General features: G+C 51.5%; 14 protein-coding genes and 1 pseudogene. 8 read left to right on the top strand and 7 right to left on the bottom strand.

Features of this window, described 5'->3' with window-relative positions; translation table 11 throughout:
- Window positions 1-45: 45 nt before the first annotated feature.
- Window positions 46-903 (bottom strand): AraC family transcriptional regulator, encoded by an 858-nt coding sequence (locus tag ACFQI7_RS30445; protein WP_218098995.1) that lies wholly within the window; start codon window positions 901-903, stop codon window positions 46-48.
- 273 nt (window positions 904-1,176) lie between these two features.
- Between ACFQI7_RS30445 and ACFQI7_RS30440 the strand changes: the two genes are divergently transcribed.
- The 3 genes from ACFQI7_RS30440 to ACFQI7_RS30430 all read left to right on the top strand — a co-directional run bounded on the left by ACFQI7_RS30440 (window position 1,177) and on the right by ACFQI7_RS30430 (window position 4,889).
- Window positions 1,177-2,451: an ABC transporter substrate-binding protein gene (locus ACFQI7_RS30440; RefSeq protein WP_218098994.1), complete on the top strand. Its 1,275-nt coding sequence runs from the start codon at window positions 1,177-1,179 to the stop codon at window positions 2,449-2,451.
- Window positions 2,452-2,467: 16 nt separating this feature from the next.
- The gene (locus ACFQI7_RS30435) at window positions 2,468-3,577 is read left to right on the top strand and encodes an alpha/beta hydrolase family protein (RefSeq protein ID WP_218098993.1); all 1,110 of its coding nucleotides are present in this window, start codon (window positions 2,468-2,470) and stop codon (window positions 3,575-3,577) included.
- 178 nt (window positions 3,578-3,755) lie between these two features.
- The gene (locus ACFQI7_RS30430; RefSeq protein ID WP_230414924.1) at window positions 3,756-4,889 is read left to right on the top strand and encodes a Gfo/Idh/MocA family protein; all 1,134 of its coding nucleotides are present in this window, start codon (window positions 3,756-3,758) and stop codon (window positions 4,887-4,889) included.
- Window positions 4,890-5,140: 251 nt separating this feature from the next.
- Here ACFQI7_RS30430 and ACFQI7_RS30425 read toward each other — a convergent pair whose 3' ends face one another.
- Window positions 5,141-6,820: a helix-turn-helix domain-containing protein gene (locus ACFQI7_RS30425; protein WP_218098992.1), complete on the bottom strand. Its 1,680-nt coding sequence runs from the start codon at window positions 6,818-6,820 to the stop codon at window positions 5,141-5,143.
- Here ACFQI7_RS30425 and ACFQI7_RS30420 point away from each other — a divergent pair.
- Window positions 6,791-7,273: a hypothetical protein gene (locus ACFQI7_RS30420; protein WP_218098991.1), complete on the top strand. Its 483-nt coding sequence runs from the start codon at window positions 6,791-6,793 to the stop codon at window positions 7,271-7,273. The genes ACFQI7_RS30425 and ACFQI7_RS30420 overlap by 30 nt on opposite strands.
- Window positions 7,270-8,556 carry a hypothetical protein gene (locus tag ACFQI7_RS30415; protein WP_218098990.1) on the top strand — a complete coding sequence of 429 codons (1,287 nt, stop codon included), beginning with the start codon at window positions 7,270-7,272 and terminating at the stop codon, window positions 8,554-8,556. Before ACFQI7_RS30420 ends, ACFQI7_RS30415 begins: the two co-directional genes overlap by 4 nt.
- Before the next feature lie 119 nt (window positions 8,557-8,675).
- Here ACFQI7_RS30415 and ACFQI7_RS30410 read toward each other — a convergent pair whose 3' ends face one another.
- The 5 genes from ACFQI7_RS30410 to ACFQI7_RS30390 form a co-directional block, all read right to left on the bottom strand.
- The gene (locus tag ACFQI7_RS30410; protein ID WP_218098989.1) at window positions 8,676-9,110 is read right to left on the bottom strand and encodes an Hsp20/alpha crystallin family protein; all 435 of its coding nucleotides are present in this window, start codon (window positions 9,108-9,110) and stop codon (window positions 8,676-8,678) included.
- A gap of 24 nt (window positions 9,111-9,134) precedes the next feature.
- Window positions 9,135-9,377, bottom strand: coding sequence for a spore germination protein (locus ACFQI7_RS30405; protein WP_218098988.1), 243 nt, complete (start codon window positions 9,375-9,377; stop codon window positions 9,135-9,137).
- Window positions 9,378-9,389: 12 nt separating this feature from the next.
- The gene (locus ACFQI7_RS30400) at window positions 9,390-9,632 is read right to left on the bottom strand and encodes a spore germination protein (protein ID WP_218098987.1); all 243 of its coding nucleotides are present in this window, start codon (window positions 9,630-9,632) and stop codon (window positions 9,390-9,392) included.
- A gap of 202 nt (window positions 9,633-9,834) precedes the next feature.
- Entirely contained in the window at window positions 9,835-10,914 is a 1,080-nt protein-coding gene (locus tag ACFQI7_RS30395) for a sensor histidine kinase (protein ID WP_218098986.1), read from the bottom strand.
- 1 nt (window position 10,915) lies between these two features.
- Window positions 10,916-11,602, bottom strand: coding sequence for a response regulator transcription factor (locus tag ACFQI7_RS30390; RefSeq protein WP_218098985.1), 687 nt, complete (start codon window positions 11,600-11,602; stop codon window positions 10,916-10,918).
- Window positions 11,603-11,809: 207 nt separating this feature from the next.
- Here ACFQI7_RS30390 and ACFQI7_RS30385 point away from each other — a divergent pair, with 207 nt between their 5' ends.
- The 3 genes and pseudogenes from ACFQI7_RS30385 to ACFQI7_RS30375 form a co-directional block, all read left to right on the top strand.
- A complete protein-coding gene (locus ACFQI7_RS30385; RefSeq protein WP_218098984.1) occupies window positions 11,810-12,844 on the top strand; it encodes a DJ-1/PfpI family protein in 1,035 nt (344 codons plus the stop codon).
- A 52-nt stretch (window positions 12,845-12,896) separates the two neighbouring features.
- Window positions 12,897-13,568, top strand: a complete 672-nt coding sequence (locus tag ACFQI7_RS30380; RefSeq protein ID WP_218098983.1) for a DUF2306 domain-containing protein — start codon at window positions 12,897-12,899, stop codon at window positions 13,566-13,568.
- Window positions 13,552-13,704, top strand: a pseudogene (locus ACFQI7_RS30375) (DJ-1/PfpI family protein); the annotation flags it as partial. The gene ACFQI7_RS30380 and the pseudogene ACFQI7_RS30375, both read left to right, overlap by 17 nt.
- Between the last annotated feature and the right edge of the window lie 28 nt (window positions 13,705-13,732).

Raw genomic sequence — 13,732 nt, 5'->3', positions numbered from 1 at the left:
CGAATGAACGATTTAGCCGGGAAATCCGGATCGTTCGGCAGGGCATCATTTTTTACACATTTTGCGATATTGAAGCGGTGTGTAGTTGGATGTCTTCTTGAATATTTTCCCAAAGTGCGCCAGATCTTGGAATCCGACCTTCTCCGCTATGAAGCTTACCTTCCATTTGGTTTCCCGCAATAGCTTTTGCGCCGCCTTTATCCTAACCGTCGACAAGTACTCGATGAACGTAAATCCGGTCGTTTTCTTAAACAATCTGCTCAAATAGAAGGGGCTTATATGGAACTGCTTGGCTAGCGATGAAAGCATTAGCGGGCTTTCATAATTTTCGTTTATAAATCGGATCATGCTTGAAATTTTTTGGTGCATCGGGGTGACGTAATGAGAGGATTTGTTCATTGTATCCCTGTTTAGCCGCAAACTGGTAACCAGCAATTCAATCAAAGCCGCTTTAATGAGCGTATCGAACCCCTTTTCTTTTTTGCGGTACTCGCTATTAATTCGGTACAGCAATTCCTCGACTCTTTTCTGAACAGTCAAAGGCAAGGAGATGACAGAGGTATGTGTAGTAAAAGGCGAATGCTCGTCATCCACCCAACTGCCATTCTCGCCCAGAAACTCTTTGCTAAAATGCACCACAATTCTTTCATGATAAAGCACCGAAGTATTTGTCGCTCTATGTATTTCATAAGGACGGATAAACACCAGATCCCCAGGCGTAATTTTGTATGTCTTGTTGCCGATTAAATAATTGCGCTCCCCCGAAATCAAATAGTAGATTTCGTACATTTCATGATAATGAGGGCGGCGCATTTCCTCAGAGCTAACGACATTTTCCTCAGGGTAAAACTCTATTCCTGCCAGCGGGAATGTCTGATACCTCAAATCGGTTGTCGATTCCATGTATAGCCTCCTCCTCACTCCGTTTAAACTGTATCAAGAAGTTAGAGCAAAGTAAACCGCTTTTTTATTAAAAAGGCAATAATAGAGGCAGAAACCATGGCTAATATATACTATACTCGGGTTGTGGGATAAACGAAAGTCGGGATAGCGGAACGGTTTCCGTAATCTCGAATTTTGAGGGAAGGAAAAGCGGTACATTTGGGTAAGGGGGGACTATACTCAATGAATATGCTTTGTGGACGAAAATGGGCCTTAACGGGTGTTGGCTTATGCATGATCGCAAGCATGATGACGATGGCGGGATGCAGCGGAGCTAAGGGGACTGACGAACAAGCTGCCGATAAGGTGGTTGAAAAGGCTGCCGATACGACGCCGGTTACCTTACGGGTATTTATGCAGCAAGCCTTCAACGACCAGCAGGTGAACGATATATGGCTTGAGCCGTTGAAGAAAAAATATCCGCATATTTCATTGGAAATCCAAAGACCCGGAAAAGGCGTCACACTCGACTCGTTGATTATGTCCGGCGAGACTCCCGATATCATCTTCGCGTTCAACGGCATATTGCCCACCTATTATTTGAGTGATCTGCTCATGGATATGTCGCCGCTGATCAAGAAGCATGATATCGATTTGCAGCGCTTCGATCCGCCGGTTATGCAATCCATCCAATCGATCTCCAAGGAAGGGGGCATTGTTGCGCTGCCCTTTAGCCAGCAATTTACTGCCTTATATTATAATAAGACATTGTTTGACCGGTTTGGCGTTGCATATCCGAAGGACGGCATGCTATGGGAGGATGCCATTGAGCTGGCCAAGCTGCTATCCCGTTCAGATGGGAATATGACCTATGCCGGTCTGGATGTGCAGACGGTCTCCAGAGTGGCCCGACCGCTGGCTGCGCTTCTAGTCGACGGAAGAACGGATAAGCCGTCCGTAGACACCGAAGCCTGGCGGAAAGCATTCGATTTGGTTCGCACGGTATACACCATTCCGAATAATGATCGCCCCAAAACCACCAACTCTTATGACCGATTCATGAAGGATAAAACGGTGGCTATGCTGGCTACCGTCAACATATTGGATCTCGGGTTGGAGGATGCCATGAAGCAAGGGCTGGATTGGGATATCGCGCAATACCCAAGCTACAAGGAAGCTCCGAATGTCGCAACGATTGTGGACAGCCACGTATTCTCGATTACAAAAACAAGCAAGCATAAGGATGCGGCCATGCTCGCGTTGAAAGTGTTTACATCCGATGAAGTGCAGTTGAAAAATACGAGGACGATGGGCCGTTTAACGATATTGAAAGATAACGGTATCAAACAACAGCTCGGGATGGATATGCCGTTTCTGAAGGGCAAGCATATGGAGGCCATCACCAAGAGCAAGATCATCGCGTCTCCCGTATTCTCCCGGTTCGAATTCGGGGCCAATAGCACCGCATTGACGGATGCCATGTATGAATACATCAACGGCAAGGATCTTAACACAACGATCCGGGAGCTGGAGGAGAAGATCAACAGCAACATTGCCGCGCAAAAATAAGAATGGAGAGATCGATATGACCGAATCGATATTATTCGCGACAGACAGCTACATGCGCAACTTGCGGGAGAACACGGCCCGGGAATTCGATTATACGCGCGCTTTGGACAGCGGTGATTGGAAGCGCTGGCAGCAATCGTTTCGCGAACGTCTCGCAGAATTGACGGGGCTCGCCTCTCTCAAGGAGCATACCCGCGATCTGCCGTTATCCTCAAGAACGACGGAAACGGTTCGATTTCCAGGCTATCACAGGGAGAAAACGTATATCACTACCGAGCTCGGGGTAGAAATTCCATTCTATTTGCTGATCCCTGAGAACAGCACCGGTCCTTTCCCGCTCGTGCTGACGCCTCACGGCCATGGCAAACGAGGAAAGGAAACGTATGTGGGCAATTATTCAAGCGACAGTGAGCGTCAGCAAGCTGAGGCAGGAGAACGCGACGTTGCGCTACAGGCGGTTTCGGAAGGATATGCCGTAATCGCCATGGACGTTCGGGGGTTTTGGGAAATGTCCAGGGAGGAGGAGTTTTCCACGAAGAAAGCGGGTTCTTGCGACGAGCTGCAGAAGCGCGCCTTCATGTATGGAAGGACGCTGATCGGAGAACGGGTGCACGATATGGGAAGATTGATCGATTACGCCTCCGCACACCCGGATATCGATACCAGCCGTATTGTCATTACCGGCAATTCGGGAGGCGGTACGGTATCGTTCTTTACGGCCGCATTAGATGAACGTATTTCGGTTTGCGTGCCGAGTTCATGCTTCTGTACTTATCTCGGATCCGTTATGAAGGTACCGCATTGTCACTGCAATTTTATCCCCGGCATTATGAAGCTCGGAGACATGCATGATATTTCAGGTTTAATCGCACCCCGGCCGCTATTGTTCGTTCACGGAATTCTCGATCAGGATTTTCCGATTGAGCATACCCGCGAGGCTTTTGCGCATGCGAGGAACATTTACGAAGCGATAGATTGCAAGCTAACCGATCGTTGTGAGCTGTATGAAGGTAACGGCGGGCACCGATATTACAAGGAACGCGTATGGCCGTTCATTCGCCAGCATCTAACCTCTAGTGCAGGGTTCAATATACAAGGGGGGGATCGTTTCTTACAATCGCCATGAAAAAAGACACTTATACCCCAAAAAGAGGAGCACGCGAAGCTGCTGGGAAAATCATTGCAAGCCGAAGAGGCGGAAATGACAGCAGACCCTCCCCCTATCGCTCATCTGCAGCTAATCGGTGAGTGTTTGGACAGAGCCCGGCACGTAACATCCTAATAAGCTAAAGGAGTGACGATTCATGTCCGAAAAGCGTCTGATCACGAGAAGACATTTACTCGCTACCCTCGGAGTTACCGGAGCGGCAGCAGCTCTTTACGGATCAATCGGGTTGGCGAACGGTCAAGGAAATTCTGTCCTGGAGGACGTGTACGGCTTGGGCAAGAAGACAGAACCGAACCTGCTGACAGGCTCGACGGTAGACGAAGTGAAATGCCAGAATATTTTGGATGCCGTCAAAAGAACGGGCCGTCATCTGCGTGTAACGTTCAATTACCGCTACTCGTCTCATAATACAAAAATCCGCGAGCTGATTGATGACGGGGCTATCGGCAACGTGCATGCCGTACATTTTGAGTGGCTTCTAAATACGGACCATGGAGCCGACTACTTCCGCCGTTGGCACCGCGACAAGCGCAACAGCGGGGGGTTGCTCGTGCATAAATCAACGCACCATTTCGACCTCGTCAATTTCTGGTTGAATACAAAGCCGGAAACGGTATATGCACTTGGCGATTTGATGTTCTACGGCAGGGAAAACGCAGAAAAACGCGGCGTTACCGAATTCTACTCCCGAGCATACGGCAGCGAATACGCAAAGAATGATCCGTTTGCACTGCATCTGGACAAGGGGAAACTGAAGTCGATGTACCTGGATGCGGAGAAAGAGGACGGCTACTACCGTGATCAAAGTGTGTTTGGGGACGGTATCAGCATTGAGGATACGTTGGGCGTTATGGTTAAATACCGTAACGGCGCCATTTTAACTTATTCGCTTCATGCTTATGCTCCTTGGGAGGGGTTCCGCGTAGTATTTAACGGCAGCAAAGGCCGCATTGAAATGAACGTTGTCGAATCGTCTTACGTGAATTCAGGCGGCGATCAAGCGCTGGAAGGAGCGATTAAAGGAAAAAGCATCATTGTTCATCCGATGTTCGGCGCACCATATGAAGTCCAGGTGGAACAAAAAACGGGCGGACATGGCGGAGGAGACCCTGTACTGTTAAATGATTTATTCGGTGTGCCCGAATATGATCGTTTCAATCGCGCAGCTTCCCACATGGACGGAGCAATGTCGATACTAACAGGGATCGCGGGAAATCATTCGATGAAGACGGGTCAAGCGGTTAAGGTGGCTGAACTGGTTAGATTTTAGCAGCTGACAATTTAATAATTGCTGGTCTGGCACGTTCTTCAATGATGCTGTGGGTTCCGCTGTCGTTCGGAGGCGGGTAAGCTTGATCGATAGCATTTGTGGATTATTTTGGTAAAGTGGTTGTAACCCCGTCCAACGAAAACTCCATCTGAATAAATTCTCGGGTCAGAAGGGGTCATGAATATAATAAACGGGCTCTTCATAACAGCCCGCAGAATAATAAAGAGCCTGACTGCCGGAAAGACCGGTCGTCAGGCTCTATTGCTGTCGGAAGAAGCACGGCCGCCTCTTGGCGGGCCTCCCTTCAGCTCGCCGGGAGTCAAGCCCCAATAATTGCGGAATACGCGAATAAAATGGCTCGAATCTTTGTAGCCGAGCGCATCCGCCACGCTGCCGATTTTCTGGTTGTCCAGCAGCATATGTTTCGCCAGTTGCATTTTATGATTCAATACGTAATCCGAGAAGACGATGCCCATCTCGCGTTTAAACAAGCGGCTCAAGTGGGACGAATTGACGTGCAGCCGTTCCGCGGCATATTTCAGCGTCAGCTCTTGCTCCATTTCGCCTTCGATCAAGGCAATGGCCTGCTTGATCAAGTCGGGAGCGCGTGCTCCTTTGACTTGCTGCTTGTGGTCGAGGAATTGCTGAATGACCGTTCTGACTAGCAGCCGGGCTTCATCAAGCGAAGCGAGCTCAGGCAATTTCATGAAGCGGACGTAGTGCTCGCCCGCGACTTCCGTAAGACGCCAGCCGAGCCGTTCCCCGATCCGGACGAACAGTCCGACAAGGCTGAGCAGACGTTCTCGCACCTCGCTCTGCGGCTGGTTGCGTTCCACCCTTTCGCTCCAAAACCGCTCAAAAGCATCGAACAAGGAAGGAGCATCTCCCGACAAAAGGCCGATTTCCAGCTTGTGTTCCAGGTTGTAAGGTGCGATGGGCGGGCAAGTCCCCTGGACGGCCGCGTCTGTTTGCCCGGCTTGATTAGCTGAATCGGCACTTCGCCTTTTTGACTTACGCTCCGCATTCCGAAGTGTCTGGATACCGTCCCGCCGCTGCGTTGCGTCAAACCGGATTTCAATGCGAACCGATTGGGCGGCAGAGCGGTCTTCTTCGACGCATAGGTGGATTTGCCAGGAGACGCGATCAAAGTACCAGCCTTCCGATGGATAGGCGGGGCACCGGTTCAGCTCGGGTAGGACGACTCCGTCAAGCCGGATGATGAACGGCTTCTCTTCTGCATGCACATACAGATTATAGATGCGCTGCTCCGGCATCCCTTCGAACCTGCCCGTGCGGGCGGCGATCGCGATGTCGGCTTGACTTCTGTCGGCCCAGCAGCGGATGCGGGTCAGCGAGCATTTTCCTTCCACATAATCGAACGATCGTCCGTCGTCTTCATACAGCGTAAAATCGCTTGCCTCATAGACGTAAAAGTGGAGCCCTATGTCCACAGGTATTTGCCGGTCGGCCTGGTTCCCTTCCGGCCATGTCGGAATAATAGCGCCTGCGCGGACGAACAGCGGCCCGCCGGCGAAGTCGGGAATCGTGCATTCAAATGTTTTCGGGCCTGCATGCCGCTCCCCCGTCCAATAGTCGATCCACTCCCCGACCGGCAAATAGACGATGTCCGTAAAGGCGGCCACCAGTAACGCGTCGCCAAGCATGTACTGGCGTATGAGTGAAGCGGAATGCGGATCGCCCGGGAAGCAGAGCGGCATCGGCCGCAAAACGGGCATTCCGCTCCGGGATGCGGCGTGCGCAGCAGTGTACAAATACGGAAGCAGGCTGTAGCGCAGTTTGGCGTACATGCGGAACATATTGTGGAGTTCGCGGTCCAGCAGACTCAGATGCTGCCAATAAGCGAAGCTGTTCACCTGCGAAAGCGTCTGCAAAAAGCCAAAATGAATACCCGCCGGCGAAAACACGTCCATATCGATACGGCCGCGGTGCAGGCAGCGATCAACCAGGCCGCGCTTGATGGGAAGAGGGAGATGTATTTCCCGGCAGGAGCGTACCATATTGTCGGAACGTTAACCGGTGCGTCGTCCCTCGTGTGGGTCGGGGACGGCACAACCTTTACAGGCGGAACATACCGAACGGTAAGCTTTGCCGAAAACGACGACGATATGCGGACTTTGCGCGGTTCCTACGGCGTCGTCGTCGACGATTTTCCGCGTCTGCCAGGCGAGGCGGATGACACAGGGCGGATTCAGCGGGCGCTCGACTACGCCAAAACGTTAAAGAAGGGCGAAAATACGGTCGGCGGAAGCGTCTATTACGAGACGAAAACGGCGGTCGTATTCAGGTCGGCGATGTACGCGACGAGCGCGCCGATTAATGTGTACAAAGGAATAGACCTGATCGCCGAAGGCAGGCGATCTTGAAGGCTAATCCGGCCGACCAATCGATCAAATATTTTGTCGGAACGGGCCAAGGGAATCGTTTCGAAGCCCGGAACTTGACCTTTGTCGGTTACTCGACCGCGCTCGAGATCAGTACCGCCGACGTCGATGTATCGATGATGGAGCTGAACAACGTCATTTTCCATATGTGCAAAACCGGCCTTGACACGATCAGCTTCGCGGCCAGTCGCAGCACCGTCCTCACCGTGCGCAACTGCATCAGTTGGAAAACCGACCTTGTCATTAAAAGTCACTGCGATATGACGCTGCTCGACAACTGCTGGATGACGCACAGCGGATATAACGGCCCGGCCATATATAACGACAGCCATCTGAATATAAATGGAGGGATCTACGTCCCGCTGAAAGCGCAGACGGATGCCGACCCGCGCTGGATCGACAACTACGAGACGGGAGGCGAGCATGGGCTGTTCATCGACGGCGTCCGGTTCGGCGGCGAGGGTGGGGGCGGCTATCCGATCGTATTCAACTATGTGGCTGCGGATTTGAATCTGGCGAATCACGAAGGCAACGTCATCTCTATCGAAAACACGCATATGGTTTCGGTCGGCACGCCGCGCAAATCGAGCATCGTCCTGTTCAACATTCCGAACCGCATCTCGATCCGAAACAGCAACGGCTTCAAAGATTTGCTGAAGGGAATCATCAGCTGCGACGCCGCTTTCGACCCGGACACGATCCCTCACAGCCCGTACATTACGATCGATCTGGACGAAACGGTGTTCCACAGCCCGAATTTTCCCACGATGGATGCGAGACTCGCACGGTTTGCGGCAGGAAGACGGTTTCGCAAAACGTTCCCCGCGCTCCCGCCGGGACAAGTACAGGCAGTGTCGGCCGGTGCCGGGAAAGCGAAAGTGACGTTCGATGTGCAGCAGCTGAACGGCGCTGCGTACACAGACCAGCGGCAGCTCGGATTTTCGCTTCTCGTCGTCACGACGGCCGGCGGCTCGGACGCGGATACGGGAAGCAAATGCGTGTCGACGCTCGTTATCACCTGCACGGGCGGAAGTACGGACGCGGGGGTCGTGAAACGGCTCGGAATTACGATGCTCAGTTCACAAAAGGGCGGTCCTTCCTTCGCCGACGATGCGGATATCGTTTCGGTCCATTGGGGGGACAGCGATAGCGGCAGCGCGGATCAGGCGAAAAGCGATACGAATACGAAGGTTACAGTCGTGTTCAATGCGAACGGAGATATGCGCGTAGCCGCCGCCGCTTTTACACCGCTGCATGGCATGTAGTCGCGAGCATAACGGCACGTATGATGAGGGAACGGGGACGGTCGCTTTGCGCCGGGCAATTTCTGAATACGAAATGCATCGCCCGGGAGTGCTAGCCTGGCGAAGGCAAGGATGACCGCTCATTCGATCGATATTTTGGACTGTTTGCTGGACGGAAGCGGTAACCGGACGAAGAGCAGCCCTTCGGCCATTTTTGCGGAAACGGCGCCGGCCTCTACCGGGTAAGGGAGCCGGATCGCGCGCTCGAAAGCACCCACATGCCGTTCGCACAAGAGAAACTCTTCGATTCTGACCCGATGGTTCTTGACCCCTTTGATGAGCAACGAATCGCCGGTGATGGTTAGATCGAGCTCTTCCCTCCGGACGCCGGGGAGTTCGACGATAAGGAGCGTCGCATCGCCGGTTTGAACCATATCGGCTAGCGGAGTCCAAGGGCTTTCGGGCGTCCGGGAAGTCGATACCAGAGCTCTTTCGTCCATGAAATTTTCCCAGAAGCCGCCGTTGTTGCATTGGTTCGCAAAGTCCATCCATTCTTTAAGCTTATTCATGTCCATACTGAACACTCCCGTAGGAATTCATTAGAACTGGTTGGCCACCGGAGCGGAAGGATTGGCAATTTGATCCTGATCGCTGACATCCGTATCAAGCATGTTGTTAGCCATGATGGAGAATGGCGGGGAGAAGTCCCCCAGCGAGGAGTTATTGCCGATGAACTTCGAATTGGCCGTATGGCTGTTTTGGACTGCAGGACCGATATCGAGATTTCCGTTTTGAGTGACGCCGTTCGTTTTGATGTTAACGATGTTTATAACAAATGGCATAAAGTCCTCCTTCTAGGTTTGGATGGCATTGGCCGAATCCACGTTCCCCACTGCATCTTGATCATGCAGGTCAGGATCGATATAAACGTTTTTCATCTGCGCCGAAGGCGGCGCTTGATCGCCATACGAAGAATTGGTGCCCGTATACTTGGAGTTGGCCGTATGGCTGTTATGGAATGAGTCTCCAATGTTGACGGATCCGTTATTGGAAATACTGTTGATTTTCATGGCGAAGATGTTAATGATCGTAGCCAACGTCTGCACCCCCAATATGGATTCAGTCATAGTATATGCGGGTAGTTGCCCAGAGATTTATTTTTTTCACGGCAAGGTCCGGCAGCGGATGCAGGGAACGAATTTCGGTCTTGCACAGAGGGCAGCTGGGGCGCGGAGACCCCAAGAAACGCGAAGCCGCAATGTCGGCAGCCTTCCTTTGCATTTTTCGGTTATTTTGGGTTCAGTCTTCATCTCGGTTAGCGGCAGGAATCCAGCCTGAGAGGAGTGCGCCTCCGCTCGGGTGGTTACCTGCGGCAAGCTCGCCTCCATGCTGGCGAATGATTCGCTGTGATATGGTCAGCCCCAACCCGGCTCCTCCCGTCGCACGATTTCTCGACTGCTCTCCCCGATATAGAGGTTCAAAGATACGTTTGAGCTCCTCCGGTACAAAGCCCGGCCCTGAATCTTGGATCGTGAACGATGCTCGATCTCCTTCCCGGCGGCATTGAACGAGAATTCGGCCATGAGCAGGAGTGTGCCTTACCGCATTATCCAACAAATTGCTCATCGCTCGCTCTAATAAGTGCAAATCCGCTCTAATCAGACAGTCATCCGGCACATAAAGGGCGACGATCGAGATGTGCTTCTGCTGCGCTTGCAGCTCCAGGCTATCGATCGACTTCTGAACAATATCGTTAAAGTCAGCGGTGTCCTCGCTTAGCTTCGTTTCCAAATACTCCATCTTCGTGAAGGTGAAGAGATCCTCAACCAATCGGTCCAATTGAGCCGATTTCTCCTTGCAAACGGCCACATACTTTGCGATTTGATCCGGTGTTCGTGCAATGCCGTGCTCGAGCCCGTCCAAATAACCGCGCAAGGCAAATAAAGGTGTCCGCAAGTCATGCGCGACGGCAGCGATAACGAATCGTCGCTCCTCCTCCAGCTCCTCCTGCTTCCGGTGCGAGTTTTCCAGTCCATTCACCATGACTTCAAACCCATCCCGAACCTCGGCGATCTCTCTGATGGTCGACGGGGGCAGTTGAACGTCCCAATCGCCTGCAGCAATTTGCCGAGCTGCCTGGCTCATTCTCTCAAGGGGCATGAGAAGGAGCCTTCGCATGCAAATGCCTACAATTAAGAAAGCGAGCAGCAGCCCTGCGAACGCAGCCATCATAGGAACCGTATACGAATTCGGCCCGTCCTCTCCAATATGCAACGATTGGGTCATGGTGAAGTGTGCCGCCACAAAGAAAACCCATGGCAGCAGCAGAAGGAGCACTAAGCTGAGCAACGCATAGGTACGAATACGAAGCTTCCTCATGCTACACGCCCTCGAAGCGATAACCAACGCCCCATACGTTGGTCAAATATTGCGGCTGATCCGGATCGAGCTCGATCTTCTCTCGAAGACGGCTCAGATGGACACGAATCGTATGCTTATCGCCAACGCCATCCCAGAACTTCGCGAGCAATTGGTCATAGGTAATTACTTGTCTCGGGTGCTCCGCAAACAACCGCAGCAGCTCATATTCCTTCGGCGTGAGAGAGACGTTCCTTTTATCGACGAACACTTCTCTTGTGGACAAATCGAGCTTGATGCGGCCATAGTCCAACAGCTTGACCGTGCTTGTTTTCTGCGTGCCGATGCGACGTAGAACAGCCTTTACGCGGGCAACGATCTCGCCGGGCGAAGCCGTTTTGACGATATAATCATCGCCGCCGAGCGTCAGCCCTCGAATTTTGTCCACATCATCGCTGCGTGCGCTCAAGAAAAGGATAGGAACGTTACTCTCCGCCCGAATCCGGCGACATAATTCAAATCCGTTTTGTCCCGGCATCATGATGTCAAGAACAATACAGTCAATGGAACTCTGCTCAAACACGGCCCACGCTTCAGTGGTATCACAAGCGGTTATAACACGAAAGTTTTCGTACTCCAAAAAGTCCCTCAATAGTTCGACGATACTTTGGTCATCGTCTACAACCAGTATTGTATTTACTTCGTTCATGAATATCCCACCTTTGAATTTTAGTTTATCATTATTTCCGCAAGAAACTAACGTATCTACCTGATTTGTGATGAATTGTTGATTGTTTTGTGACCTTTTTACAACTTCGTTTGAGATATTCGTTTGTTAAAATGTTTCTTGCGAACACGGAAAGCAAATGTTAAACGAATGAACTGACTCTGGATACGAGAAGGAGAGGATTTATAAATGTTAACGGTTCAAATCGTGCTTTTTGATGGCTTCGACCTTCTGGATGCCATTGCACCTTACGAGGTTTTTTGCGCCGCTGCTATGAATGCTGAAAACGCGTTAAGCGTAGAGTTCGTCACCGCCGATGGGCCGAGGTCCGTGACTAGCGGCATCAACGGGTTAAACATTGAAGCAAGCGGCAGATTGAATCCGGAACGTGCGGGCATCATTCTCGTGCCTGGCGCATCGGGTGACGTTGAAGGGGATGGCCCGGGTTCGATTCCGGCAATCCTGGGCCGAGCAATGAATACAGAGTTGACGGGTATGATTGGGCAGGCACTCGGGCAAAAAGACATCGTCGTCGCCACGGTATGTGGCGGCTCGCTGTTGCTAGCCATGGGAGGGCTCTTGGAAGGAAGACCTGCGGTAACACATCATCTAGGCATGAATTTACTTGGAGCAACCGGGGCCATTCCCGTCTCGGCACGCGTAGTGGATGACGGCAACCTGGTTACCGGCGGCGGCGTAACTTCGGGACTCGATGTAGCGCTGTATCTGGTAGAACGTGAGCTTGGACCGCGTATCGCACACGCAGTAGAACGGTTGTTCGAATATGAACGGAGGGGGACGGTTTGGAGGGGAACAGGAATGGCGCCTGACACTCAAAATGCATGGACAGGCGACGAAACGAACATCGCGGGGAACAAAGCGCCAATGACTTATGGCACTCCGGTTAACAAAATCACACAGGTATCTGACTTCGAAGGGGATTGGGATACGACAATCGCTACGCCGGTTGGAAAACTGCAGGTTAAGCTCTCCATATCGACAATTGATGGTATGATCCAAGGTACGGCAACACAAGGAGGGGAAACGGTCGAATTTATGAATCCCGTGTTACAGGACGACAAGCTTACCTGGTTGATGCGAATCACGAAACCAATGCGCTTAAATCTAAAATTTGAAGTTGCCGTGGGCGGAGATCACATGACCGGAATCGCCAAGGCCGGCATGCTGCCGGCATCCAAATTAACAGGCAAGCGGGTTTCCTGAACCTGAATTATGCAGTGATAATCAAAATGGAGCCGCGGGGGTTTTGGATCACATGAAGAAATGGAAACCACTATACGGACTTTTGGCCTCGATCAGCATTCTATTTATCCTTTATGCCTTGATGAAAAATTATATGATCGATCCCGGGGCGGAGGGATTTTTAAGCCATAAAACCGGACTCAAGCGCGAGCTTAATCTCCCGGTCTGGCTAAATGTGATGTACGTTCATGTTGCATTTGCCTGCATCGCCATGGCGGCGGGGCTGCTCAATTTTTCTAATCGAATCTTTGAAAAAAGCCGCAAGTTCCATCGCATAAACGGCTACGTTTATTTCGTGTCCGTACTTCTTGTTGTGCTGACTTCCGGATACATGGCGCCTTACGCCACCGGAGGAAAAATAAGCAGTATGGGGTTCAACGCACTAAATATGATATGGCCGCTTATAACCATTATCGCGCTCGTACAAGTCAAAAAGAAACGAATCATCAGGCACCGGAACTGGATGATCCGAAGTTACGCCTTTTGTTTTACGAACATGTTGATTCATCTCATCACCTTCCTTTTTCATCAGGGATTCGGCCTCATTTACGTTACAAGCTATACTATTGGCGTATACGGCTCCATTGTACTGCTGCTGGTCATTCCTGACATCATCATTAGAACGATGCCATTACGAATATATTATGGCAAGGAGACAGGCTTAACGGATGAAACAAGCGTTTGACAATAAGGAAGTCACTGTGGCTACCGTATGCGGAGGTTCATTGCTGCTTGCGGTCGTTGAATATGGTCCTCGCTTCGTGAGCGGGGGAGGCGTGACTTCGGGACTTGACGTGGCCTTTTATGTGGTTGAGCGTGATTAAGACGATTCAGGAAGCATCTGAAGAA

This window comes from Paenibacillus allorhizosphaerae, from assembly GCF_042659105.1.
GTDB classification, from domain to species: Bacteria; Bacillota; Bacilli; order Paenibacillales; family NBRC-103111; genus Paenibacillus_G; species Paenibacillus_G allorhizosphaerae.
This window is presented reverse-complemented; position numbering and strand designations above follow the sequence as displayed.